Below are 21,732 nucleotides of genomic sequence, written 5' to 3'. Positions count from 1 at the left end.
CGACTCAGCGCCAGCGGCCCATCCCGCTGAGGACCGCCAGCGCGGCCGGCCCCGCGCTCGACGCCCGCAGCACGGTAGCCCCCAGCCGCACGGCGCGTGCCCCGGCCGCCTCGAGCGCGGCCACCTCCTCGGGCGCGATGCCGCCCTCGGGCCCGACCACGAGGACCACGTCGCCCGTGGCGGGCAGCGCGACGCCGGCCAACGGCTCGCTGGCGTCCTCGTGCAGCACGTACGCCGCGGCGGCATCCCGCACCCGCTCGACCAGGTCGGCGGTCGACGCGGTGGCGGCCAGCACCGGCCGCCGGGCGCGGCGCGACTGCTTGGTGGCGGCGACCAGCACGGCGTCCCACCCGCGCCGGGCCTTCTCGCCCCGCTCGCCGCGCCACTGGACGATGCTGCGCGAGGCCTGCCAGGGCACGACCTCGTCGACCCCGCACTCGGTGGCCGCCTCGACCGCCTGGTCGTCGCGCCCACCCTTCGCGAGGGCCTGCACCAGCACGAACCGCGGGCTGGGCTCGGGCTCGTCGCGCACGGCATCCACCCGCAGGTCGAGCTCGTCACGGCCGACGGCCACCACCTCGCCCTCGACCGCCCGGCCGGCGCCGTCGGCGAGGACCAGCCGCTCCCCCACCCGGGTGCGCCGCACCGCGACGGCGTGCCGGCCCTCGGGGCCGTCGAGGCGCACCGTGTCACCGGCGTGCCGCCCGGCGAGCACGGCCGCGGGCACGAGGTGGACGGGCAGCGTCACGGCCGGGCCTCAGCGGGCCTTGAAGGCGTCGCGCAGCTTGCCGAACAGCGAGCCGTCGCCGGGGTTGGCGAGCCGGCCCTCCGGGCGCTCCTCGCCGCGCAGGGCCGCGAGCCGCCGCAGCAGCTCCTCCTGCTCGGCGTCGACCCTGGTGGGCGTCTGCACCATGGTGTGCACGATGACGTCGCCGCGCCCGCCGCCGCGCAGGTGGGTGACGCCCAGGCCGCGCAGGGTGATGGTGTCGCCCGACTGGGTGCCGCGCGCGATGTCGAGGTCCCGGCTGCCGTCGAGGGTCTCCATGGCGAGGTTCGCGCCCAGCGCGGCCGCGGTCATCGGCACCTCGATGGTCGCGTGCAGGTCGTCGCCGCGGCGCTGGAAGGTGGGGTGCTTGCGGACCGACACCTCGACGTAGAGGTCCCCCGCCGGGCCGGCGCCCTGGCCGACCTCGCCCTCACCGGCCAGCTGGATGCGGGTGCCGGTGTCGACGCCCGCCGGGACCTTGAGGGTCAGGGTGCGGCGGGTGCGGACCCGGCCGTCGCCCGAGCACTCGTAGCAGGGGTCGGTGATGACCTGGCCGAAGCCCTGGCAGGTCATGCAGGGCCGGCTGGTCATGACGTTGCCGAGGAAGCTGCGCTGCACCTGGCGGATCTCACCGCGGCCCTCGCACACGTCGCAGGTGCGGGTCGAGGTGCCGGGCTGCATCCCCTCGCCGTGGCAGGTGCCGCAGGCCACCGCGGTGTCGATGGTGAGCTGCTTCTCGGCCCCGAAGGCGGCGTCGGCGAGGTCGATGTCGAGGCGCACCAGGGCGTCCTGGCCGCGGGTCTGGCGCGACCGCGGGCCGGGCCCCCCGGGGCCGCCCTGGCCGCCGAAGAAGGCGTCCATGATGTCGCTGAACGAGAAGCCCTGGCCGAAGCCCGCAGCCGCCCCGGCGTAGGGGTCGGCGCCCAGGTCGTAGGCGCGGCGCTTCTCGGCGTCCGAGAGGACGTCGTAGGCCTGGGAGACCTTCTTGAACTGCTCCTCGGCCTCGGCGCCCGGGTTGACGTCGGGGTGCAGGCGCCGGGCGGCCTTGCGGTAGGCGCGCTTGATGTCCTCGGGGCTCGCGTCACGGGCGACCCCGAGGTCGGCGTAGTAGTCGTTCACGGGTGGTGGGTCCTCCGGCAGGGGTGGGTCGGTGGGCGGGGGGTCGCTCGCGGTCAGTCCGCGAGGATCCGGGAGACGTAGGTGGCGACGGCCCGCACGGAGGCCATGGCCCCCGCGTAGTCCATCCGGGTGGGGCCGACGACGCCCAGGCCGGCGACGAGGTCGCTGCCGGCGCCGTAGCCGGTGGTGACCATCGAGGTCGAGCGCAGCCCGGCGTAGGGGTTCTCGGCGCCGATGCGCACGGCCAGGGTGCCGCCCTGCTCGGCGACCGTGCCGAGCAGCTTCAGCAGGACCACGTGCTCCTCGAGGGCCTCGAGGACCGGCGCGATGCTGGCGGTGAAGTCGCCGCCGGACTTCACGAGGTTGGCGGTGCCGGCCAGCACCACGCGCTCCTCGCGCTCCTCGTCGAGCGACTCCTCGAGCGCGGCGGCCACGGCCCGGACGATCTCGCGGCGGCTGGGGTCGACCCGGTCGGGCACGGCGGCCAGCTCGGTGGACGCGTCGGCCAGGGTGCGGCCGGCGGTGGCGGCGTTGAGCTCGGTGCGCAGCGCGGCCAGGGTGGCCTCGCCGGCCTCGTCGAGGAGGTCGCAGCCGGCGTCGACCACGCGCTGCTCGACCCGCCCGGTGGTGGTGATGAGCACGACCAGCAGGCGCGGCCCCCCGATCGGGACGAGCTCGACGTGGCGCACCGACGAGCGCGACAGCGACGGGTACTGCACGACCGCGACCTGCCGGGTCAGCGAGGCCAGCAGCCGCACCGTGCGGTCGACGACGTCGTCGAGGTCGACCGCGCCCTCGAGGAAGTGGCCGATGGCGCGCTGCTCGGCGGGGGTCATCGGCTTGATCTGGCTGAGCCGGTCGACGAAGACGCGGTAGCCGGCGTCGGTGGGGATGCGGCCGGCGCTGGTGTGCGGTGCGGCGATGAGCCCCTCCTCCTCCAGGGCGGCCATGTCGTTGCGCACGGTGGCGGCCGAGACGCCGAGGTGGTGGCGCTCGAGGAGCGACTTGGAGCCCACGGGCTCGGAGGTCTCGACGTAGTCCTGCACGATGGCCCGGAGCACCCGGAGCCGGCGGTCCTCGGTCATCGGTGGGTACTCCTCCCGGTCGGGTCCGTCGGGGCTGGCGGGGCCTCGGGTGCGCGGCGGCACTCGCGTTGGCACTCTCGTGGCCCGAGTGCCAATCCTACGACTCCACCCCCGACAACGCGAAAGCCGTCGAGGAGCGCGTGCCGCTCCCCGGCGCCGACCCCGTCACGCACTAGCGTCGCCGCCGTGGTGGACAGGTACGGCTCCGACGTGCTCTCGGGCGACTGGAAGCGGCCCCCGCGCGGGCGCTCGGTCGAGCTCGCGGCCGAGCCCGGCACGGTCGTCGAGGACGTCGAGACGGGCTGGGTCGGGGCCGTGGTGCGCGTCGAGAAGGCCGGCGGGGTGCACGTGGTGCACCTCGAGGACCGGCGCGGCCGGCTCAAGGGCTTCCCCCTCGGGCCGGGCTTCCTGGTCGACGGCGCGCCCGTCAGGCTGGTGCCACCGCGGGTCGCCGCCGAGGCGCGGCTGGCCATCGCCCGGGCCGCGTCGGCCCGCACCGCCAGCGGCTCCGTGGCCGTCGCCGGGGCCCGGGCCCGGGTGGCTCGTGGGTCGCGCCTGTACGTCGAGGGCAGGCACGACGCCGAGCTGGTCGAGAAGGTCTGGGGCGACGACCTGCGGGTCGAGGGGGTGGTGGTCGAGATGCTCGACGGCGTCGACGACCTGGCCGCCGTCATCCGCGAGGTCGCGCCGGAGCCCGGCCGCCGGATGGGCGTGCTCGTCGACCACCTCGTACCGGGCACCAAGGAGTCGCGGGTCGTCGACGAGGCCCGCCGGGTACGGCCGTACGCCGACCACGTCCTGGTCGTCGGGCATCCCTACGTCGACGTGTGGCAGTCGGTGAAGCCGCAGCGGCTCGGGATGGACGCCTGGCCGGTCATCCCGCGCGGCACCTCGTGGAAGCACGGGATCTGCGCCCACCTGGGCTGGCCGCACCGCACCCAGGCCGACGTCGCGAGGGCGTGGCAGCGCATCCTGGCCTCGGTCGACTCCTACGCCGACCTCGAGCCCGAGCTGCTGGGTCGGGTCGAGGAGCTCATCGACTTCGTGACCGCCCCTGAGTAGGGGTCGGCCCTGACCCGACCCCGAGCCCGACCCCGACGCGCCCCCGGAACCGCCACCGGACGGTGCGCGTCGGGTGTGTGATGGGTCCAGACCCCTTCCAGGAGGAACACATGAGCGACACCACGCCGCACGACGACCGCCCCCAGGGCGAGCCCACCGAGGTCGTGACCCCGCCGCCCCCGCCCGTATCCGACCGGGTGGAGCTCGGCAAGACCACGGACACACCCCCGCCGCCGCCCTTCGCGGCGCCCACCGACGCCACCCCTCCCCCGCCGCCGTACCCGAGCGGCCAGCTCCCGCCCCCGCCGCCGGCCACGCCGCCGGCCTACGGCCCGCCCGCGGCCGCCCCGCTCTCCCCGCAGGAGGAGAAGACCTGGGGGATGCTCAGCCACGTCATCGGCGCCGTCGCGATGGTCGCCTCGGCCGGTTTCCTCGGGTTCGTCGGCAGCCTCGTCATCTACGTGATGTACAAGGACCGCGGCCCCTTCGTGCGGGCCCACGCGGCGAACTCGCTCAACGTGCAGATCGCGGCCTTCATCGGCTCGGTCATCGGCTGGATCCTCACGATCACGATCATCGGCGCCCTCATCGGCATCCCGATCCTGATCGTGGTCTTCGTCGGCGCGCTCATCCTGCACGTGCTCGGTGCGGTCAAGGCGAACAACGGCGAGTGGTGGAACCCGCCGCTGGTCCCGACGTTCGTGCGCTGACCGAGCGCTTCTCCGCACCGCCCCGTGCGCCGGCTGCCGACCCTCAGAGGCCGAGCAGCCGGCGCACGACGGTGTCGGCGAGCAGCCGGCCCCGCCGGGTCAGCACGGCGCGGCGGTCCCGCACGGCGGCCGCACCGTCGAGCAGGCCGTCGGCCACCAGCCCCGCCACGGCCAGGCGCCCCGCGTCCTCGAGCCGGGCCAGGTCGAGCCCTTCCCGCAGGCGCACCCCGAGCAGCACGTCCTCGTCGAGGCGCTGCTCGGCGGTCAGGACCTCGCGGCCCGCGGCCGGCGACTCCCCCGCGGCCAGCCGCGCGGCGTAGGCGCGCGGATGCTTGACGTTCCACCAGCGGACGCCGCCGACGTGGCCGTGCGCGCCGGGCCCGACGCCCCACCAGTCGCCGCCCCGCCAGTAGCCCTCGTTGTGGCGGCAGCGGTCGGCGGGGGTGCGGGCCCAGTTGCTGACCTCGTACCAGCCGTAGCCGGCCGCGGCCAGCAGCGTGTCGGCCAGCTCGTACTTCTCGGCCTCGTCGTCCCCGTCGGGCATCGGCAGCTCGCCGCGCCGCACCTGCACCGCCATCCGGGTGCCCTCCTCGACCACCAGCGCGTAGGCCGACACGTGGTCGGGCTCGTGCGCGAGGGCCGCCTCGAGGCTGGTGCGCCAGTCGTCGAGGGACTCCCCCGGCGTCCCGTAGATGAGGTCGAGGCTGGTCGCGAGCCCGGCGGCGCGGGCGGCGGCGACGGCGGCGCCGACCCGCGCCGGGTCGTGGGTGCGGTCGAGGGTGGCCAGCACGTGGGGCACGGCCGACTGCATCCCGATGCTCACCCGGGTGAAGCCGCCGGCGGCCAGGGTCTCGAGCGAGGCGGGCGCGACCGAGTCGGGGTTGGCCTCGGTGGTCACCTCGGCGCCGGGCGCGAGGCCGAACCGCTCGCGCACGCCGTCGAGCAGGCGGACCAGGTCGGCGGCGGCCAGCAGGGTGGGGGTGCCGCCCCCCACGAAGACGGTGTCGACGACCGGGGCGGCGTCGCCCAGCACCCGACGGGCGAGGTCGACCTCGCGCAGGGCGGTGTCGGCGAAGTCGTCGGTCGACGCGCCGGGGCCGAGCTCGGGGAGGGTGTAGGTGTTGAAGTCGCAGTAGCCGCAGCGCACGGCGCAGAAGGGCACGTGCAGGTAGATGCCGAAGGCGCCGTCGCCGAGCCGGGCGAGGGCGTCGGGCGGCAGCTCGCCGCTCAGCGGCGCGGGGTCGCCGTCGGGGAGTCGGGGCACCGTCCCATTGTCACGCCCGCCGCCGGACGTCCCGCGCCCGGCTCCTACCATGGAGCCCGTGACGGAACGCTGGATCGACCTCGACGGCCTCGTCAACATGCGCGACCTGGGGGGCCTGCCCACCCGCGGGGGCGGCACCGTGGTGCCCCGGCGCCTCATCCGCTCGGACAACCTGCAGGACCTCACCGACGCCGACGTCACCCGCGTCGTCGAGGAGCTCGGGGTCACCGACATCATCGACCTGCGCACCGAGACCGAGCTGCACCTCGAGGGCGAGGGCCCGCTGCGCCGCGTCGACGCGCTGACCCACCACCACCACTCGCTGCTGCCCCCACGCGCACCGGAGTCGGCCGACGAGATCGCCGCCCGGGCCCTGGCCCTGCCGGCGCGCGAGGAACAGGAGGCGCGCGACGCGACCTTCTGGGCACGGCACTACCTGGGCTACCTCGACCAGCGCCCCGACTCGGTGTCGGCGGCCCTCCGCGTGGTCGCGCAGGCGCGCGGCGCCGCCGTCGTGCACTGCGCGGCCGGCAAGGACCGCACCGGGACCGTGGTGGCGATGGCCCTCGACGTGGCCGGCGTGCCCCGCGAGGCGATCGTCGAGGACTACGCCCTCTCGGCCGAGCGCATCGAGGCGATCATCGCCCGCATCGCCGGTACCGACTCGCACGGCCCGTGGCTGGCCAAGCAGGCCGTGGCCGACCAGACCCCCCGGGCCGAGACCATGGAGGCCATCCTCGACGCCGTCGCCGACGGCTGGGGCGGGGCTCCGGGCTGGCTGCGCGACCAGGGCTGGAGCGAGGACGAGGTCGAGGGCCTGCGGGCCCGGCTCACCCGCCCCTGACGGCCCCCACCCGCACGCCGCGCAGCCAGGTGGCGCTGACGCGCACGGCGTCGAGGTCGCGGGGGTCGGCCACGGCGAAGGGGTCGCGGTCGAGGTGCACCAGGTCGGCGTCGTCGCCGACCCGCAGGGTGCCGGCCCGCCGGTCTGGCGCGAGCACGCGACGGCGATGCCCTCCAGGGGGTCGGCCGAGCTCACCGGCCAGTCGGACCCGAACGACAGGGCCGTGCCCAGCGCGGTGAGGGTGGCCCAGGGGTACTGCGCCGCGACCCGCTCGGCACCGAGGCGCGGCACGGTGAGGTCCTCCATCACGGCGTCGAGCTGCGCCCAGAGCGGCTCGGCGTTGGCGACGACCCCCAGCGCGGCCAGTCGCGGCCGGTCCTCCTCGGCGACGAGCTGGAGGTGGGCCAGCACCGGGCGCCGGTCCCGCGGCCCGTTGGCCCGCGCCGCGTGCTCGAGGGCGTCCAGGGCCACCCGCACCGCCCGGTCGCCGATGGTGTGCACGTGGGCCTGGAAGCCCTCGGCGTCGAGCGCCGTCACGACGGCGGCGAGCTCGTCGGGCGCCCAGACCAGCATCCCGGTGTGGGTACAGCCGGGCCCTACGTAGGGCTCGAGCAGCGCCGCGGTGCCGCCCTCGACGACCCCATCGGCGAAGAGCTTGACGGTCTCGGCCGTGAGCAGCGGGTCGCCGTGGGCCCGGACCCGCTCGCGCAGCCGCACCAGCGCCCCGACCTGGTCGAGGCCGCGCCGCGGGTCGGCGTAGAGCGCCAGGTTGACCGCGCAGTGCAGGGCGCCCCGCGCCGACGCCGCGAGGTAGGTCTCGACGTCGCCGGCCTCGACCCAGGCGTCCTGCACCCACGTGACGCCGAGCCCGGCCAGGTGCCGGGTGGCGCGCGCCAGCGCGCCCACCCGTACGTCGAGCGGGTGCCCCGGCGCGACGGCGGCCACCAGGTCGACGGCCCCCCACTCGCGCAGCGTGCCCAGCGGTGTGCCGTCGGGCCGGCGCGGGATCTCGCCGAGCTCGGGCTCGGGCGTGGTCGCGTCGATGCCGGCCAGCGTGAGGGCCCGGCTGTTGACCCACGCCGTGTGGTAGTCGCCGGCCCGCAGCATCACCGGCCGGTCGGGCACGGCGGCGTCGAGCCAGTGGGCGTCGAAGAGCCCGTCGGGGGCCAGGGTCGAGTCGTAGGACGCCGCCTGCACCCACGCCGCCTCGGGGTGCTCGGCCGCCCAGCGCGCGACCTCGGCCACCACGGCCTCGACGCTCGTGAGCCCGCTCACCGCCGGCCCCTCGGCCTCGAGCCCCCCGAACAGCGGATGGGCGTGGCCGTCGCCGAAGCCCGGCAGCAGGACCCCGTCGCCGACGTCGACGACCTCGACCCCGGGCTCACCGGCGCGTGCGGCCGCGGCATCCCCCACGGCGGCGATGCGGCCGTCCACCGCCAGCACGGCGCCGAGCCGGCCCTGCTCGGGGCACCAGGCCGGGCCGAGCCACAGGGTCTCGCGCATCTCGCGAGGCTAGCGTGTGGGCATGGCCACCCCTCCCCTGCCCGGGCAGCCAGGCTTCGTCGTCCCGGCGCCCGAGGACCGACAGCGGTTCGCCCGCCGCGCCGTCCGGGTCCTGGTGCTCGACGAGGACGACCGCCTGCTGCTCTTCCTCGACTCCGACCTGGGCCTGGACCCGGTCGCGCACTGGTGGGACACCCCCGGCGGCGGGGTCGACCCGGGCGAGGACGACCTCGACGCCGTGGTGCGCGAGCTGGCCGAGGAGACCGGGCAGCTCGTCGACCGCGCCGCCGTGCGCGGGCCGCTGCTGGAGCGCCAGGTGGTGCACGGCTACAGCGACAAGGTCGTCGACCAGACCGAGGTGTTCTTCGCGGTGCGCCTACCGCCGTTCGAGGTCGACAGCTCGGGCTACACCGAGGAGGAGCGGCTCTGCATCGCCGAGACGCGCTGGTGGACCCGGGCCGAGCTCGCCGGGACCACCGACGAGATCTGGCCCGCCGACGTGCTCGCGCTGCTCGACCTCGTGGAGCGACCGGAGGACTGGGCCGGCGGCGCGCTGCGCGGCCCGCGCGTCGAGGAGTCCTCGGTCCCCCTCTGAGCCCGCCACCGGGCGGTCACCGCTCGGGCGGCGCGCGTGACCCACCGGGTCCACACCCACCAGTAGGCGACGCCGAGGGTGAGCGAGCCGGCGAAGGCCGCGGCCGGATGCCCCCACAGCAGCTCGAGCGCCTGCCAGTGGATGACGTAGACGTAGAGCGACGCGGCCGCCAGCACCCGCACCACCGGGACCACCACGGCGGGGACCCGCGAGGTGGGCAGCCACAGCAGCGTCAGGACGACGGCGATGGTGAGCCCGTCGCGCAGGTGGTTGCCCGAGAAGGTGCCGACCATGAGCAGCACGACCGCGCTGCCCACCAGCCGCTGCCGCGGCCCGCGGGCTCGGGCCAGCGCCCAGCCGAGCAGGAACAGGTGCAGGACGACCAGGGCCGAGCCCTGCATCCGCGGCACCGGGAGCGGGACCCAGGGGATGCGGAACGCGACGAACGCAGCCCCGCAGAGGGCCAGCGGCAGGGCGAAGGGGAAGCGCGCGTCGAGCCGCGCGCCCACCCGGCTGCGGGCCAGCAGGGCCACCACGACGAGCGCGAAGACCAGTGCCTCGACGAACCAGAACCGCCAGGGGGGTCCCAGCCGCGCCTCGCCCAGCACCCAGTTGGCCAGCAGCAGGTTGCGCGGCTCGTAGTAGCCGCCGACGAAGTACGCCACCGCGATGACGACGAGGCTCGGCACCGCGACCCGCACCGCCGCCCCCAGCACCCGGCGCGAGCGGAGCACCGGGTCGGTACCCGCCAGCTGGAACCGGGCCAGCTGGAAGCCGGCCAGGACCAGCAGGGCGTTGGCCGTGCCCTGCATCGTGAACAGGTGGGCGTGGGTGCCGACGACCAGCACGATGGCCAGCGCCCGCAGCCAGATGCTGGTCTCGAGGGTCACCCAACGGCGGGGGCGCCGCGCGTCGTCGCGCAGCGCCTCGAGCTCGGTCACCGGCATCCGGTGCCACCCGGTCGGCAGCCGCCCGAGCAGCTCCTCGAGCCGGATGGACACCTCGACGTACGACAGCGAGTCGCCGCCCAGGGAGACGAAGGTGGCGCCCGGGCCCACCGGGCCGCCGAGCAGGTCGCCGTAGAGCGCGGCCACGCCGACGGCGTCGCCCCCGGCGGCGAGGCCGTCGGTGGACTCGGCCAGGCCGAGCAGGGCGGCGGCGTCGGGCTTGCCGTTCTCGAGCAGCGGCAGCTCCTCGACCGGCACGACCTGCACCGCGTCGCGCGGCACGCCCGAGCGCACCGAGGCTGCCCGGCGCACCCGCTCGGCCTCCGCGACCCCGCACACCCCACGGGCCCCCACGACCACCAGCCCGTCACGCCCGGCGCAGCGCGCGTCCATCCCGCCGTCGCGCAGCCGCTGCTCGAGGCAGTCGAGGTCGACCCGGTGGCCGAGCACCTTGACGAAGCGCGCCCGGCGACCGACGACCCGCAGCAGCCCCTCGGGGGTGCGCTCGCCCAGGTCGCCGGTGCGCAGCACCTCGACGGTGCGCCCGAGCGCGAGGTCGGCCGGGCTGTGCGCGTAACCGAGCATCACGTTGGGGCCGCGGAAGACGATCTCGCCGTCGTCGAGGTCGATGCTGGCGCCGGGCACGGGGTGACCCACGGTGTCGGGGTGGGACGCGGCCAGCGCGGGCGGCAGCACCGTCATCCGTGCCGTGGCCTCGCACTGGCCGTACATCACCACGAGGTCGAACCCGCGCCGGCGGCCGAGCTCGGCGAAGCGGCGCACCCGCTCGGGGTCCATCCGGCCCCCGGCCTGGGTGAGGGTCCGCAGCCGGGGCAGGTCGCGCTCGGCGAACCCGCTGCGCTCGAGCAGCTCGAAGGTGTGCGGCACACCCGGCAGCGTGGTGACCCCGGCGGCGGCCGCCGCCCGCCAGAAGCACTCGTCGACCACCGAGGTGTCGGTGAGCAGCAGGGAGGCCCCCGCGGCCAGGTGCGTGGTCAGGACGGACAGGCCGTAGCAGTAGGTCAGCGGCAGGGTGAGCGCGGCACAGTCGTCGGGGCGCACCCCGAGGGCCTCGGTGATCTGCTCGGTGTTGGCGACCAGGTTGGCCGCCGAGAGCCGCACCAGCTTGGCCGCGCCGGTGGACCCGCTGGTGCTCAGCAGCAGGGCGAGGTCGGGATGGAGGTCGTGGGCGGGCTCCGCCCGCAGCACCTCGACCTCGCCGGTGGCGCCCACCACGACGTCGGGCGGGTAGGCGGCGCGCAGGGCGGCGGCCGAGGCCCCGGGCGGGACCAGCAGCACCACGTGGCCCGCGGCCTGGGCCGCCAGGAGCGAGACCACTCCCGTGAGCGTGCCCGACCCCTCGACCAGCACGAGGCGGCGCGGGCCGGCCAGCCGCGCGGCCGCCGCGGCCACCCGTGCGGCCAGCTCGGCGTGCGTGACGGTGCCCGCCGGCGTGTGCAGGGCGGGGCGTGCGCCGTGAGCGGTCAGCCGGGCCACCCACGGCAGGGCCGGGGCACGCAGCGGGGCATCCACGGTCGCGGTCACGGAGGCAGTAAATAAGGTTAGGCACACCTAATGCAACTGCAGGACCCGGATGTGGCGCACCGGGCCGGGTGGGCTACCGTTGACCCAGGAGTTAGGCAAGCCTTCCCTTCGCCCTGTGACCCCGACCGGAGCCGGAGAACCTCGTGAGACGACGCACCACCCTGATCGCCGCGGCGGTGGCCGCCGCCACCCTCGGGCTCTCCGCCTGTGGTGACGGCAGCCTCGAGGCCACCGGCAGTCTCGACGGCTCGAAGCTGACGATCTACAGCGCGCAGCACAAGAACCTCACGCAGGCCTGGGGCGAGGAGTTCCAGAAGGAGACCGGCATCCAGGTGCAGATCCGCTACGGCAACGACTCCTCGATGGGCGCGCAGATCGTCGAGGAGGGCGCGGGCTCCCCCGCCGACGTCTTCCTGACCGAGAACTCCCCCGCGATGACCACCGTCGAGCAGGCCGGGCTGCTGGCGCCGGTCGACCCCGCCACGGTGGCCCAGGTCGGGGCCCGGTACGTGCCCTCGTCGAAGGACTGGGTCGGCATCGCGGCGCGCGCGACGGTGCTGGTCTACAACCCGGGCAAGATCAAGGAGGCCGACCTCCCGGCCTCGCTGATGGACCTCGCCGACCCCAGGTACGCCGGCCAGTGGGGTGCGGCCGCCGGGGGCGCCGACTTCCAGGCCATCGTCTCGGCCGTCCTGGCGCAGGAGGGCGAGCAGCGGACCGAGGCCTGGCTACGGGCCCTGAAGTCGAACGCGAAGGTCTACCAGAACAACATCGCGACCATGAAGGCCGTCAACGCCGGGCAGTCGGCGATGGGGGTCATCTACCACTACTACTGGTACCGCGACCAGGCCCTCCAGAAGAGCAGCAGCGGCAACACGAAGCTGCACTACTTCAAGAACCAGGACCCCGGCGCCTTCGTCAGCCTCAGCGGGGGCGGGGTCCTCAAGAGCAGCAAGCACGCCGCCGACGCCCAGAAGTTCCTCGCGTTCGTCACCGGCCCCCAGGGCCAGAAGATGCTGCGCACCACCGACGTCAAGGAGTACGCGGTGGGCAGGGGCTCGGCCTCCGACCCCGCCCTGCCTCCGCTGGACTCGCTCGAGGCGCCCGAGATCGACCCGTTCACCCTCAACGGCCCCAAGGTCATCGACCTGATGACCAAGGCGGGTCTGCTCTAGGTGACCGCGACCCCGACGACGACGGCGCCGGCCCCCCTCGGGACGGCGCCCTCGTCGGCGCCCACGAGGGCCCCTCGCGGCCCGCGCGCCCTGCAGGCGGCGGCCGTCGTGGTGGCGCTGCTGTGCCTGATGCCGCTGGTCGTGGTCCTGGTCAAGGCGCTGGAGTCCGGTGCCGGCGAGGCCTTCTCGCTGGTGTGGCGCCCGCGGGTCGGCGAGCTGATGCGCAACACCCTCTCGCTGGTCGCCCTCACCGGGGGGCTGTCGACCGTGCTCGGGGTCGGTGCCGCCTGGTTGGTCGAGCGCACCGCGGTGCCGTGGGCCGGGCTGTGGCGGGTGGCGTTCGTGGCCCCGCTGGCCGTGCCGGCCTTCGTCAACAGCTTCGCGTGGTCCTCGCTCGTCCCCGGGTTCGAGGGGCTGGCCGGCGCCGTCATCGTCACCACGCTGTCGTACTTCCCCTTCGTGTTCCTCCCGGTCGCGGCCCTGCTGCGCTCCACCGACCCCGGCCTCGAGGAGGCCTCACGGGCGCTGGGGCACGGGCCGTGGCGTACCTTCGCCCGGGTCGGCCTGGCGCAGGTCCGCCCGGCGCTGCTGGGCGGGGTCCTGCTCGTGTCGCTGCACCTGCTGGCCGAGTACGGTGCCCTCGAGATGCTGCGCTTCCCCACCTTCACGACGGCGATCCTCGACCAGTTCGAGGTCGCCTTCGACAGCCGCTCGGGCAGCGTGCTGGCGATGGTGCTCATCGGGCTGGCCACCCTGCTGCTCACCCTCGAGGTGCTGGCCCGGGGCCGCACCCGCTACGTCGCCGTCGGCTCCGGGGCGTCCCGCCGCCCGCCCCGCGCCCCGCTCGGCCGCGCCACCCTGCCGGCCCTGCTCGGCCTGGTCGCGCTGGCCGTGCTGGCCCTCGGGGTGCCGCTGTGGAGCATCGGCACGTGGCTGGGGCGCGCCGACCAGGCGCTCGAGCCGGTCGCCCTCGGCCCGGCCCTGCGCTCCACCCTGGCGCTCGGTGTCGGCGCCGCCCTGCTCACCACCGCCGCCACCCTCCCGGCCGCCTGGCTGGTGGCCCGCAGCCGGTCTCGGGTCGCGCTGCTGCTCGAGCGCGTCACCTACCTGGCCGCGTCCCTGCCGGGGGTCGTGGTCGCCCTGGCGCTCATCACGCTGACCATCGGCTTCGTGCGGCCGCTCTACCAGACCACCGCGGCCCTGGTCGTGGCCTACGTCGTGCTCTTCATCCCGCGCGCCATGGTGTCGACCCGCGCCGCCATCGCCGCCGTCCGCCCCGAGCTGGCCGACGCCGCCCGGGCCCTGGGCGACGGGCCGCTGCGCACCTTCGTGCGGGTGCAGGCTCCGTTGATGCTGCGCGGCACCCTGGCGGGGACGGCGCTGGTCTTCATCGCCGTCACCACCGAGCTCACCGCCACCCTCCTGCTGGCGCCCACCGGCACCCGCACCCTCGCCACGGCGTTCTGGGACGCCAGCGCCTCCCTCGACTACGCCGCCGCGGCGCCCTTCGCGGCCGCGCTCGTCCTCCTGTCCGCCCCCCTGACCTGGCTGCTGCTGCGCAGCGGCCACGAGGAGCCCCGCCCATGACCACCCTGCGGCTCGAGGGCATCAGCGCGTCCCACCCCCGGACGCCGGTGCTGCACGACATCGACCTCACCGTCGCGTCGGGCACGACCACGGCCGTGCTCGGCCCGTCGGGCTGCGGCAAGACGACGCTGCTGCGGGTCGTCGCCGGCTTCATGCGCCCCGACGCCGGCACGGTGCGGCTCGGCGACGAGGTCGTGGCGGGCCCCGGCACCTGGGTGCCGCCCGAGCGCCGCGGCTTCGGCTACGTGGCGCAGGAGGGCAACCTCTTCCCGCACCTCGACGTCGCCGCGAACATCTCCTACGGCCTGCCGCGGGCCGAGCGCCGCGGGCACGCCCGGGTGGCCGAGCTGCTCGAGGTCGTGGGCCTGCCCGCCGACCTCGGCCGCCGCCGCCCCGACCAGCTCTCGGGCGGGCAGCAGCAGCGGGTCGCGCTGGCCCGCTCGCTGGCCCGCCGCCCCCGCATCGTGCTGCTCGACGAGCCCTTCTCGGCCCTCGACCCCGAGCTGCGCGTCGCGACCCGCGACGCCGTCGCCACCGCGCTGCGCCACGAGCAGGCCACCGTCGTCCTGGTCACCCACGACCACGCCGAGGCCCTGTCCTTCGCCGACCAGGTGGCGGTGATGCACGGCGGCCGGCTGGTGCAGGTGGGCGCGCCCTCAGAGGTCTACACCACCCCGTCCGACCGCCGCTCGGCCGTGTCGCTCGGTGAGGCATGCTTCCTGCCCGGGGTCCTCGAGGACGGCGCGGTCCGCTGCGCCCTCGGCCGCCTCACCGCCCCCGGCGCTTCGGGGTCGGGGCCGTGCGAGGTCGTGCTGCGCCCCGAGCAGCTGGTCCTCGGCCCGGTGGCCCCCGGCACCGCGCACGGTGTCGTGACGCGCACGGAGTACTTCGGTCATGACGCCCTCGTCGAGCTGCGCCTCGACGGTGACGGGGCGCCGGTCCTGCGGGCCCGCCTCACCGGCACTTCACCGCCGGTGGCGGGCGAGGCCGTGTCGGTCACGGTGCGCGGCGACGCCCACCTACTGGCCGCGCCGGCCGCCGGCTGAGCGGACCGAGCCGGGCCCCCACCAGCACCGCGAGCCCGGTGGCCACCAGCCCCGCGCACACGGCGAACACGCCCGCGTAGCCGAGGCTCGTCATCCCGCCGACCGCCACCACCGGCCCGGCCACGACGGCCCCGACGCGGGTGGTGTTCATGAACAGCGCCGACGCCAGGCCGGGGCGTCCGATGACGTCCTGGAACAGCGTCAGCCCGACCCCCGACATGGTGGCGATGAAGGGGGCGTTCAGCACCTGGGCGGCGACCAGCAGCACCGGGCCGTGCACCACGGTCAGCAGGCCGTAGTAGCACACACCCGCCACGCTGCCCATGGCCACGAGGCGGCGCGGCCCGAAGCGGGCCACGAGCCGGCCGAGCGCGATGAGGATCGGGATCTCGAGGGCCGCGCAGGTGCCGAGGGCCACCCCGCTCCACTCGACCCCGAGCCCGAGGCGCTGGCTGACGAACAGCGGCATCGCCGAGACCTGGGCGCTGACCGCCGCCCCGAGCGCCACGAACGTGACCAGGAGCAGCACGACGTCGGGCCGGCGCAGGGCCACGGTCATCCGGTCGCCGCGCGGGGCTCCGGCCGAGGGGTGCGCGGAGCGGGCGTGCGCACGCACCAGGGCCCGGGTCAGCAGCAGCCCGACGACCCCGATGCCCGCCACCGCCCAGAGGATCGAGCGGCTGCCGAAGAAGCCCATCAGGAAGGCCGCGAGCGGCGGCCCGCCGACCCACGCGAACGAGACCACCGCCCGCGTCCGCATGATCTGGGAGGAGGTGGCGCCGGTGTAGCGCTGGTAGGCGAAGATCAGCCCGATCCCGACGCCGGCCGGGCCACCGAGGGCCACCAGGGCCAGCACCGCGAGCGGGAGCGTCGTCGCCAGCGCCAGGGCCGTGGTGAGCGCGATGGTGAAGGCCCCGCACCACATCAGCGGGCGGAGGTAGTCGCCCGAGCGGTCGGCCCGGGTGGGCACGACGAGCGTCGAGACCAGGCCGCTGGCGTTGTAGGCCGCCAGCGCCAGCCCCACCTGGACCGGCGTGGCGTCGTAGAGGGTGACCAGGAGCAGCCCGATCGCGGGGTTCAGGAAGGCGAACTGGGTGCCCCAGAGCAGGGCCGACCCCTGGAGCAGGCTCCGGGTCGGGGGTGCGTCGGCGATGACGGCGGTGGTGGGGGCCGCCGTCACTTCTTCGTGGCCTGGGCGCCGGCACCGTCGGAGGTGAGGGCGGCGATGAACGCCTCCGGAGGCACCTCGACCGAGCCGATGTTCTTCATCCGCTTCTTGCCCGCCTTCTGCTTCTCGAGCAGCTTGCGCTTGCGGCTGATGTCACCGCCGTAGCACTTGGCCAGGACGTCCTTGCGGATGGCGCGGATGTTCTCCCGGGCGATGATGCGCGCGCCGACGGCGGCCTGGATGGGCACCTCGAACTGCTGGCGCGGGATGAGCTCCTTGAGCTTGCCGGTCATCATGATCCCGTAGCCGTAGGCCTTGTCCTTGTGGACGATGGCCGAGAAGGCGTCGACGGTCTCGCCCTGGAGCAGGATGTCGACCTTCACGAGGTCGGCGGCCTGGTCGCCGTCGGGTTCGTAGTCGAGGCTCGCGTAACCGCGGGTGCGCGACTTCAGCTGGTCGAAGAAGTCGAAGACGACCTCGGCCAGCGGGAGCGTGTAGCGCATCTCGACGCGCTCCTCGGAGAGGTAGTCCATCCCGAGCAGGGTGCCGCGCTTGCCCTGGCAGAGCTCCATGATGGCGCCGATGAACTCGCTCGGGGTCAGGATGGTGGCGCGCACCTTGGGCTCGCGGACCTCGGACACCTTGCCGCCGGGGAACTCGCTGGGGTTGGTGACGACGATCTCGGCCCCGTCGTCCATCGAGACCTCGTAGACCACGTTGGGCTGGGTCGAGATGAGCTCGAGGTCGAACTCGCGCTCCAGCCGCTCCCGCACGATCTCGAGGTGCAGCAGGCCGAGGAAGCCGCAGCGGAAGCCGAAGCCCAGCGCCACCGAGGTCTCGGGCTCGTAGACCAGCGCGGCGTCGTTGAGCTTGAGCTTGTCGAGGGCCTCGCGCAGGTCGGGGTAGTCGGAGCCGTCGAGCGGGAAGAGGCCCGAGAACACCATCGGCTTCGGGTCGCGGTAGCCGCCGAGCGCCTCGGTGGCGGGCTTGCCGGCGTTGGTGACGGTGTCGCCGACCTTGGACTGGCGCACGTCCTTCACGCCGGTGATGAGGTAGCCGACCTCGCCGACCCCGAGGCCCTTGCCGGGCACCGGCTCGGGGCTGATGACGCCGATCTCGAGCAGCTCGTGGTGGGCCTTGGTCGACATCATGACGATGCGCTCGCGCGGGTTGAGGTTGCCGTCGATGACGCGCACGTAGGTGACGACGCCGCGGTAGGTGTCGTAGACCGAGTCGAAGATCATCGCCCGGGCCGGGGCGTCGGCGTCACCGGTGGGCGACGGGATCTGGGCCACGATGGCGTCGAGCAGCGGCTCGACCCCGACACCGGTCTTGCCCGACACCTGGAAGCAGTCCTCGGGCTCGCAGCTGATGAGCTTGGCCAGCTCCTCGGCGTACTTCTCGGGCTGCGCGGCCGGCAGGTCGATCTTGTTGAGCACCGGGATGATCGTGAGGTCGTTCTCCATCGCGAGGTAGAGGTTCGCGAGGGTCTGCGCCTCGATGCCCTGGGCGGCGTCGACGAGGAGGACGGCACCCTCGCACGCGGCCAGGCTGCGGCTGACCTCGTAGGTGAAGTCGACGTGGCCGGGGGTGTCGATCATGTTGAGGACGTGCGACGCGCCGCCGAGGTCCCACGGCATCCGCACGGCCTGGCTCTTGATGGTGATACCGCGCTCACGCTCGATGTCCATCCGGTCGAGGTACTGCGCGCGCATCGCCCGGTCGTCGACGACCCCGGTGATCTGCAGCATGCGGTCGGCCAGCGTCGACTTGCCGTGGTCGATGTGGGCGATGATGCAGAAGTTGCGGATCGCCTCCGGCGGCGTGGCGTGCGGCTGCAGCGCGATGCTGGCGCGGGGGGACACGGGTGACGGTTCCTCGGGATCGGGGCGGTCAGGGCACTGCCGGCCATTCTCCCACGACCGCGCCGCGTCCCCGAACCGCTCGGACCGCGCGTCAGTAGGGTCGGGGGATGAACTGGCAGCGCGTCCTGCGCCCCCTCGTCGAGACCGCCGTGCGCGAGGTCGGCCGCGCCCTGAGCCGGCAGGGCCGCCCCCGCGGAGGGACGGCGCGCGACACCGCCACCGCTCCGCCGGCCGGCGCCGACTACCCCGGCGACTGGACCGGGCCGCTCGAGCCCGTCTACGCCCCGCACCCCGACGGCCGCCCCGACCCGGGCGAGATCGTGTGGACCTGGGTGCCCTACGAGGAGGACCACACCCGCGGCAAGGACCGCCCGGTGCTGCTCGTCGGCCGCGACGGCCCCTGGCTGCTGGCGCTGCAGCTGACCAGCAAGGACCACGACCGCGACGCCGAGCAGGAGCGCCGCGCGGGGCGCCGCTGGGTCGAGGTCGGCTCCGGGCCGTGGGACTCGCGCGGGCGCCCGAGCGAGGTGCGCGTCAACCGCGTCATCCGGGTCGACCCCGCCGCCGTGCGCCGCGAGGGGGCGGTCCTGGCCCGCGAGCGCTTCGACGAGGTCGCCGCCGCGGTCCGCGGCGGCTGAGCCCGCACGCACGAGGGCCCGTCACCGGTGTGCGGTGACGGGCCCTCGGGGTGCGGCTCGGCTCAGAGCTGAGCGGCCTTCTTGGCCATCGCGGACTTCTTGTTCGCGGCCTGGTTCTTGTGGATGACGCCCTTGCTCACGGCCTTGTCGAGCTTGGTCGTCGCGGTCTTGAGGGCCGAGGCCACCTGGTCGGCGTCACCGGAGGCCGCGGCCTCGCGGAAGCGACGGATCGAGGTGCGGACCTCGGACTTGACCGCCTTGTTGCGCTCGGTCGCGAGCCGGTTGGTCTTGATGCGCTTGAGCTGGGACTTGATGTTCGCCACTGGTTCGTATGCCTTCGGTCGTCGGTTCGGTTGCCGTTAGAGGGCGGCAGTCGCGGGTCGGGACCGAGCGTGGGGGGCCCGTGGTTGACTCGCGCTGGGTGCTGCTCGTGCGCGCGCGACCACACGCGCATGCAATCGACAAAGGTACCAGCGCTCGCGGGGGCAGCCAAAACGGCGGGTCAGCCCTCGCGGTGGCGGCCGTGCTGGCGGGTCATGGTGAGGACCACGCGCTCGACCGCATAGACCGGGTCGCGGCCCCCACCCTTGACCTCGGCGTCGGCGGCGGCGAGCGCCTGGAGGCACACGGCGAGGGTCTCGCCGTTCCAGCCCGCGAGAGCCCGGCGGGCGCGGTCGACCTGCCAGGGCGCCATCCCCACGTCGCGGGCGATGTCGGCCGACCTCCCCCGCCCCGCGGACCCGACGCGGATGAGCTGGCGCACCTGCTGGGCCAGCACGGCGACGATGGGCACCGGGTCGACACCCACGCCGATGGCGTGCCGCAGCAGCCGCAGCGCCTCGGAGGTGTCGCCGGACAGGGCGGCGTCGGCCACCCGGAAGCCGGTCGCCTCCACCTTGCCCCCGTGGTAGGTGAGCACCGTGTTCTCGTCGATGACGCCGGTGGTGTCGTCGACCAGCTGCTGGCAGGCCGCCGCCAGCTCGCGCACGTCCTTGCCCACCGCCTCGACGAGGGCGTGCACGGCCTCCGGCGTGGCCTTGCGGCGCGCCCGGCGGAACTCGTGGGCGGCGAAGTCGGTCTTGTCGCGGTCGGTCTTGACGGCCGGGGCGTCGACGACGCGGGCCCGGGCGGCGCGCAGGGCGTCGAGGACCCGCTTGCCGCGCTGGCCGCTCCTGTGCAGCACGACGAGGGTGAGGTCGGGCTCGGGCGGGTCGGTGATGCAGGCCAGCAGGTCGGCCTGGAGCTCGTCGCTCGCCTCGTCGACGTCGTGGACCACCACGCACTTGGCGCCGCCGAAGAGCGAGGGGCTGGTGTGCAGCACCAGCTCGCCACCCTCGTAGGTGCCGGCGTAGAGGCGGATGACCTCGAGCCCCGGCTGGGCGACCCGGAGCCGGTCGAGCACCTCGGCCAGCCCGCGCTCGGCGAGGACGGACTCGGGGCCGGACACCAGGACGTAGGGCGGCACGCCGTGGGCGACGTCCACCAGGTCCTCGGTCATGGGCGCCATGCTGCCATCCCGCCCGGACAGCGCGCTCAGCCCCGCGGGCCCGACGGCTCGACCCGGCCGCCGCCCCAGGTCAGCGGCTCCCGGGGTGGCCGCGCCACGAGGTCGGCGCGGAACCCGCGACGCGACACCAGCACCAGCACCCCGGCCACGACGAACAGCCCGGCCGCCACCAGCCAGGTGGGCCGGAACCCCACGGCGCCCGCCATCGTGCCGAGCAGCAGGGGACCCGCCGCGCCCCCGACGAACGCCCCGGCCTGGATGACGCCGGACGCCTGCGCCGGGCTGTCGCGCCCCACCCGGGCCACGGCGAAGAGCAGCAGCCCCGGCCAGGACCAGCCCACCGCGAACGCCAGGAAGCCGAACACCACGACGGCCCAGGGCACCCCCCACGCCACGCCCACCAGGCAGAGCGCGCCGGCGAACATCTGGGCCGCCACCCGCGGCAGGTTGGCTCCGTGCCGCCGGTCGGCCCGCCATCCGGCGAAGACCCGTACGGCGATGGACGCGGCCGAACCGGCCGCCATGAGCAGGCCCGTCGCGGTGGTGGAGAGGCCGACCTCGAAGCCCCACGAGGCGATGAACGACCCGATGAAGTTGGCCGCCGCACTGGCGAACATGATGGCGACCCCGCTGACCAGCAGGGGCGCCCACGGCGGGCGGTCGACGGCCCCGGTGGCGGCCACCGGGGCAGCGCGCCCGGCCGGGACGCGCACCAGCGCCAGCGCCACCACCAGGGCCCCCACCGCGGCCGAGGTCGCGAAGGTGCTGCGCCAGCCCAGCCAGCGCCCCAGCGTCGGCACGGCGACGCCGCCGACCATGATCGCGAACTGCACCGCGGACTGCTTCACCCCGAAGCCGAGGCCACGCCGCGACGGCGCCAGCGCCCGCGCCATCGAGCTGTTCGACGCGCTCTGGCAGCAGGCGTTGCCGAGCCCGAGCACGACCATGGTCGCCAGCAGCGAGACGGGCCCGCGCACCAGCGCGGCCATCAGCCCGCCGCCGAGCGCCACGAACCCGCCGGCGGCCGCCACCGCGACGCGGCGCCCGGTGCGGTCGAAGACCGGGCCGGCCGCGAACGAGCCCAGCGCCGCGGCCGCGAAGAAGGTGCTGACGGCGGCCCCCAGCACCCCGAGGCCGATGCCGAGCTCGGGTCGTACCCGCACCGCCTGCGCCCCCAGCAGGAACGGCGGCAGCGCCCCGAGGGCGGTCAGCGCCGAGGCCGAGAGCATCAGTCGGGCGTCGCGGGCGCCCTCCGCCCCGAGCCGCCCGATCCGCACCCGCCGAGGCTACCCGGGCCGCCGCGGGA

At 75.2% G+C, this 21,732-nt stretch carries 17 protein-coding genes and 2 pseudogenes; 8 read left to right on the top strand and 11 right to left on the bottom strand.

The genetic code is table 11. From position 1 onward, the window contains the following. Positions 1 to 4: 4 nt before the first annotated feature. Genes ATL31_RS15115 through hrcA form a run of 3 tightly spaced genes read right to left on the bottom strand, consistent with a single transcriptional unit; the run spans position 5 to position 2,970 of the window. Entirely contained in the window at positions 5 to 748 is a 744-nt protein-coding gene (locus ATL31_RS15115; protein WP_101396701.1) for a 16S rRNA (uracil(1498)-N(3))-methyltransferase, read from the bottom strand. Positions 749 to 757: 9 nt separating this feature from the next. Continuing rightward, positions 758 to 1,885 carry a molecular chaperone DnaJ gene (dnaJ, locus tag ATL31_RS15110; RefSeq protein ID WP_101396700.1) on the bottom strand — a complete coding sequence of 376 codons (1,128 nt, stop codon included), beginning with the start codon at positions 1,883 to 1,885 and terminating at the stop codon, positions 758 to 760. Between the two features lie 53 nt (positions 1,886 to 1,938). Continuing rightward, positions 1,939 to 2,970: a heat-inducible transcriptional repressor HrcA gene (gene hrcA / locus ATL31_RS15105; RefSeq protein ID WP_101396699.1), complete on the bottom strand. Its 1,032-nt coding sequence runs from the start codon at positions 2,968 to 2,970 to the stop codon at positions 1,939 to 1,941. Positions 2,971 to 3,156: 186 nt separating this feature from the next. Between hrcA and ATL31_RS15100 the strand changes: the two genes are divergently transcribed. Then, positions 3,157 to 4,032 carry a DUF3097 family protein gene (locus tag ATL31_RS15100; protein ID WP_101396698.1) on the top strand — a complete coding sequence of 292 codons (876 nt, stop codon included), beginning with the start codon at positions 3,157 to 3,159 and terminating at the stop codon, positions 4,030 to 4,032. A gap of 110 nt (positions 4,033 to 4,142) precedes the next feature. Then, the gene (locus ATL31_RS17010; protein WP_245862527.1) at positions 4,143 to 4,742 is read left to right on the top strand and encodes a DUF4870 domain-containing protein; all 600 of its coding nucleotides are present in this window, start codon (positions 4,143 to 4,145) and stop codon (positions 4,740 to 4,742) included. A gap of 43 nt (positions 4,743 to 4,785) precedes the next feature. Here ATL31_RS17010 and hemW read toward each other — a convergent pair whose 3' ends face one another. After that, a complete protein-coding gene (hemW, locus tag ATL31_RS15090) occupies positions 4,786 to 6,057 on the bottom strand; it encodes a radical SAM family heme chaperone HemW (protein WP_101396697.1) in 1,272 nt (423 codons plus the stop codon). Here hemW and ATL31_RS15085 point away from each other — a divergent pair. After that, complete coding sequence (locus ATL31_RS15085) at positions 6,056 to 6,850, top strand: tyrosine-protein phosphatase (protein WP_101396695.1); 795 nt, start codon at positions 6,056 to 6,058, stop codon at positions 6,848 to 6,850. The genes hemW and ATL31_RS15085 overlap by 2 nt on opposite strands. On the opposite strand, the pseudogene ATL31_RS15080 reads toward ATL31_RS15085, so the two are convergent. After that, a pseudogene (locus tag ATL31_RS15080) lies at positions 6,837 to 8,353 on the bottom strand (amidohydrolase). The gene ATL31_RS15085 and the pseudogene ATL31_RS15080 sit on opposite strands and share 14 nt — an antisense overlap. Positions 8,354 to 8,375: 22 nt before the next feature. Here ATL31_RS15080 and ATL31_RS17005 point away from each other — a divergent pair. Further along, a pseudogene (locus tag ATL31_RS17005) lies at positions 8,376 to 8,801 on the top strand (NUDIX hydrolase); the annotation flags it as partial. Here the strand turns inward: ATL31_RS17005 and ATL31_RS15070 are convergent. Continuing rightward, positions 8,759 to 11,440, bottom strand: coding sequence for an AMP-binding protein (locus ATL31_RS15070; RefSeq protein ID WP_101396691.1), 2,682 nt, complete (start codon positions 11,438 to 11,440; stop codon positions 8,759 to 8,761). The pseudogene ATL31_RS17005 and the gene ATL31_RS15070 sit on opposite strands and share 43 nt — an antisense overlap. A gap of 143 nt (positions 11,441 to 11,583) precedes the next feature. On the opposite strand from ATL31_RS15070, the gene ATL31_RS15065 reads away from it, so the two are divergent. From ATL31_RS15065 to ATL31_RS15055, 3 genes are read left to right on the top strand one after another with little or no spacing between them, the layout of a single operon-like run. Then, positions 11,584 to 12,615 carry an iron ABC transporter substrate-binding protein gene (locus ATL31_RS15065; protein ID WP_101396689.1) on the top strand — a complete coding sequence of 344 codons (1,032 nt, stop codon included), beginning with the start codon at positions 11,584 to 11,586 and terminating at the stop codon, positions 12,613 to 12,615. Then, complete coding sequence (locus ATL31_RS15060; protein WP_101396687.1) at positions 12,616 to 14,202, top strand: ABC transporter permease; 1,587 nt, start codon at positions 12,616 to 12,618, stop codon at positions 14,200 to 14,202. It begins immediately after the preceding gene. Continuing rightward, positions 14,199 to 15,248, top strand: coding sequence for an ABC transporter ATP-binding protein (locus ATL31_RS15055; protein WP_101396685.1), 1,050 nt, complete (start codon positions 14,199 to 14,201; stop codon positions 15,246 to 15,248). The genes ATL31_RS15060 and ATL31_RS15055 overlap by 4 nt, the downstream gene beginning before the upstream one ends. Here ATL31_RS15055 and ATL31_RS15050 read toward each other — a convergent pair. Together ATL31_RS15050 and lepA are read right to left on the bottom strand one after the other, a co-directional pair. Next, on the bottom strand, positions 15,199 to 16,428 hold the full coding sequence (locus ATL31_RS15050) for an MFS transporter (RefSeq protein WP_101396683.1): 1,230 nt from the start codon (positions 16,426 to 16,428) through the stop codon (positions 15,199 to 15,201). The genes ATL31_RS15055 and ATL31_RS15050 overlap by 50 nt on opposite strands. Continuing rightward, positions 16,425 to 18,281 carry a translation elongation factor 4 gene (gene lepA, locus ATL31_RS15045; protein ID WP_101396681.1) on the bottom strand — a complete coding sequence of 619 codons (1,857 nt, stop codon included), beginning with the start codon at positions 18,279 to 18,281 and terminating at the stop codon, positions 16,425 to 16,427. Before lepA ends, ATL31_RS15050 begins: the two co-directional genes overlap by 4 nt. Positions 18,282 to 18,388: 107 nt before the next feature. Between lepA and ATL31_RS15040 the strand changes: the two genes are divergently transcribed. Further along, positions 18,389 to 18,919, top strand: coding sequence for a type II toxin-antitoxin system PemK/MazF family toxin (locus tag ATL31_RS15040; protein WP_101396678.1), 531 nt, complete (start codon positions 18,389 to 18,391; stop codon positions 18,917 to 18,919). A 62-nt stretch (positions 18,920 to 18,981) separates the two neighbouring features. On the opposite strand, the gene rpsT is transcribed toward ATL31_RS15040, so the two are convergent. From rpsT to ATL31_RS15025, 3 genes are all read right to left on the bottom strand, one after another. After that, positions 18,982 to 19,242 carry a 30S ribosomal protein S20 gene (gene rpsT / locus ATL31_RS15035; protein WP_101396676.1) on the bottom strand — a complete coding sequence of 87 codons (261 nt, stop codon included), beginning with the start codon at positions 19,240 to 19,242 and terminating at the stop codon, positions 18,982 to 18,984. A gap of 179 nt (positions 19,243 to 19,421) precedes the next feature. Then, positions 19,422 to 20,417, bottom strand: coding sequence for a DNA polymerase III subunit delta (gene holA, locus ATL31_RS15030; RefSeq protein WP_101396674.1), 996 nt, complete (start codon positions 20,415 to 20,417; stop codon positions 19,422 to 19,424). Positions 20,418 to 20,452: 35 nt separating this feature from the next. Beyond that, positions 20,453 to 21,703 carry an MFS transporter gene (locus ATL31_RS15025; protein ID WP_101396672.1) on the bottom strand — a complete coding sequence of 417 codons (1,251 nt, stop codon included), beginning with the start codon at positions 21,701 to 21,703 and terminating at the stop codon, positions 20,453 to 20,455. Between the last annotated feature and the right edge of the window lie 29 nt (positions 21,704 to 21,732).

Source organism: Phycicoccus duodecadis (assembly GCF_002846495.1).
Taxonomy (GTDB): Bacteria; Actinomycetota; Actinomycetes; order Actinomycetales; family Dermatophilaceae; genus Phycicoccus; species Phycicoccus duodecadis.
This window is presented reverse-complemented; position numbering and strand designations above follow the sequence as displayed.

What these genes read in the sequence shown, in the direction of transcription:
- hrcA (WP_101396699.1), bottom strand. Translation starts at nt 2,970, where the DNA reads ATGACCGAGGACCGCCGGCTCCGGGTGCTCCGGGCCATCGTGCAGGAC.
- ATL31_RS17010 (WP_245862527.1), top strand. Translation starts at nt 4,143, where the DNA reads ATGAGCGACACCACGCCGCACGACGACCGCCCCCAGGGCGAGCCCACC.
- ATL31_RS15085 (WP_101396695.1), top strand. Translation starts at nt 6,056, where the DNA reads ATGGAGCCCGTGACGGAACGCTGGATCGACCTCGACGGCCTCGTCAAC.
- hemW (WP_101396697.1), bottom strand. Translation starts at nt 6,057, where the DNA reads ATGGTAGGAGCCGGGCGCGGGACGTCCGGCGGCGGGCGTGACAATGGG.
- ATL31_RS15055 (WP_101396685.1), top strand. Translation starts at nt 14,199, where the DNA reads ATGACCACCCTGCGGCTCGAGGGCATCAGCGCGTCCCACCCCCGGACG.
- ATL31_RS15040 (WP_101396678.1), top strand. Translation starts at nt 18,389, where the DNA reads ATGAACTGGCAGCGCGTCCTGCGCCCCCTCGTCGAGACCGCCGTGCGC.
- holA (WP_101396674.1), bottom strand. Translation starts at nt 20,417, where the DNA reads ATGACCGAGGACCTGGTGGACGTCGCCCACGGCGTGCCGCCCTACGTC.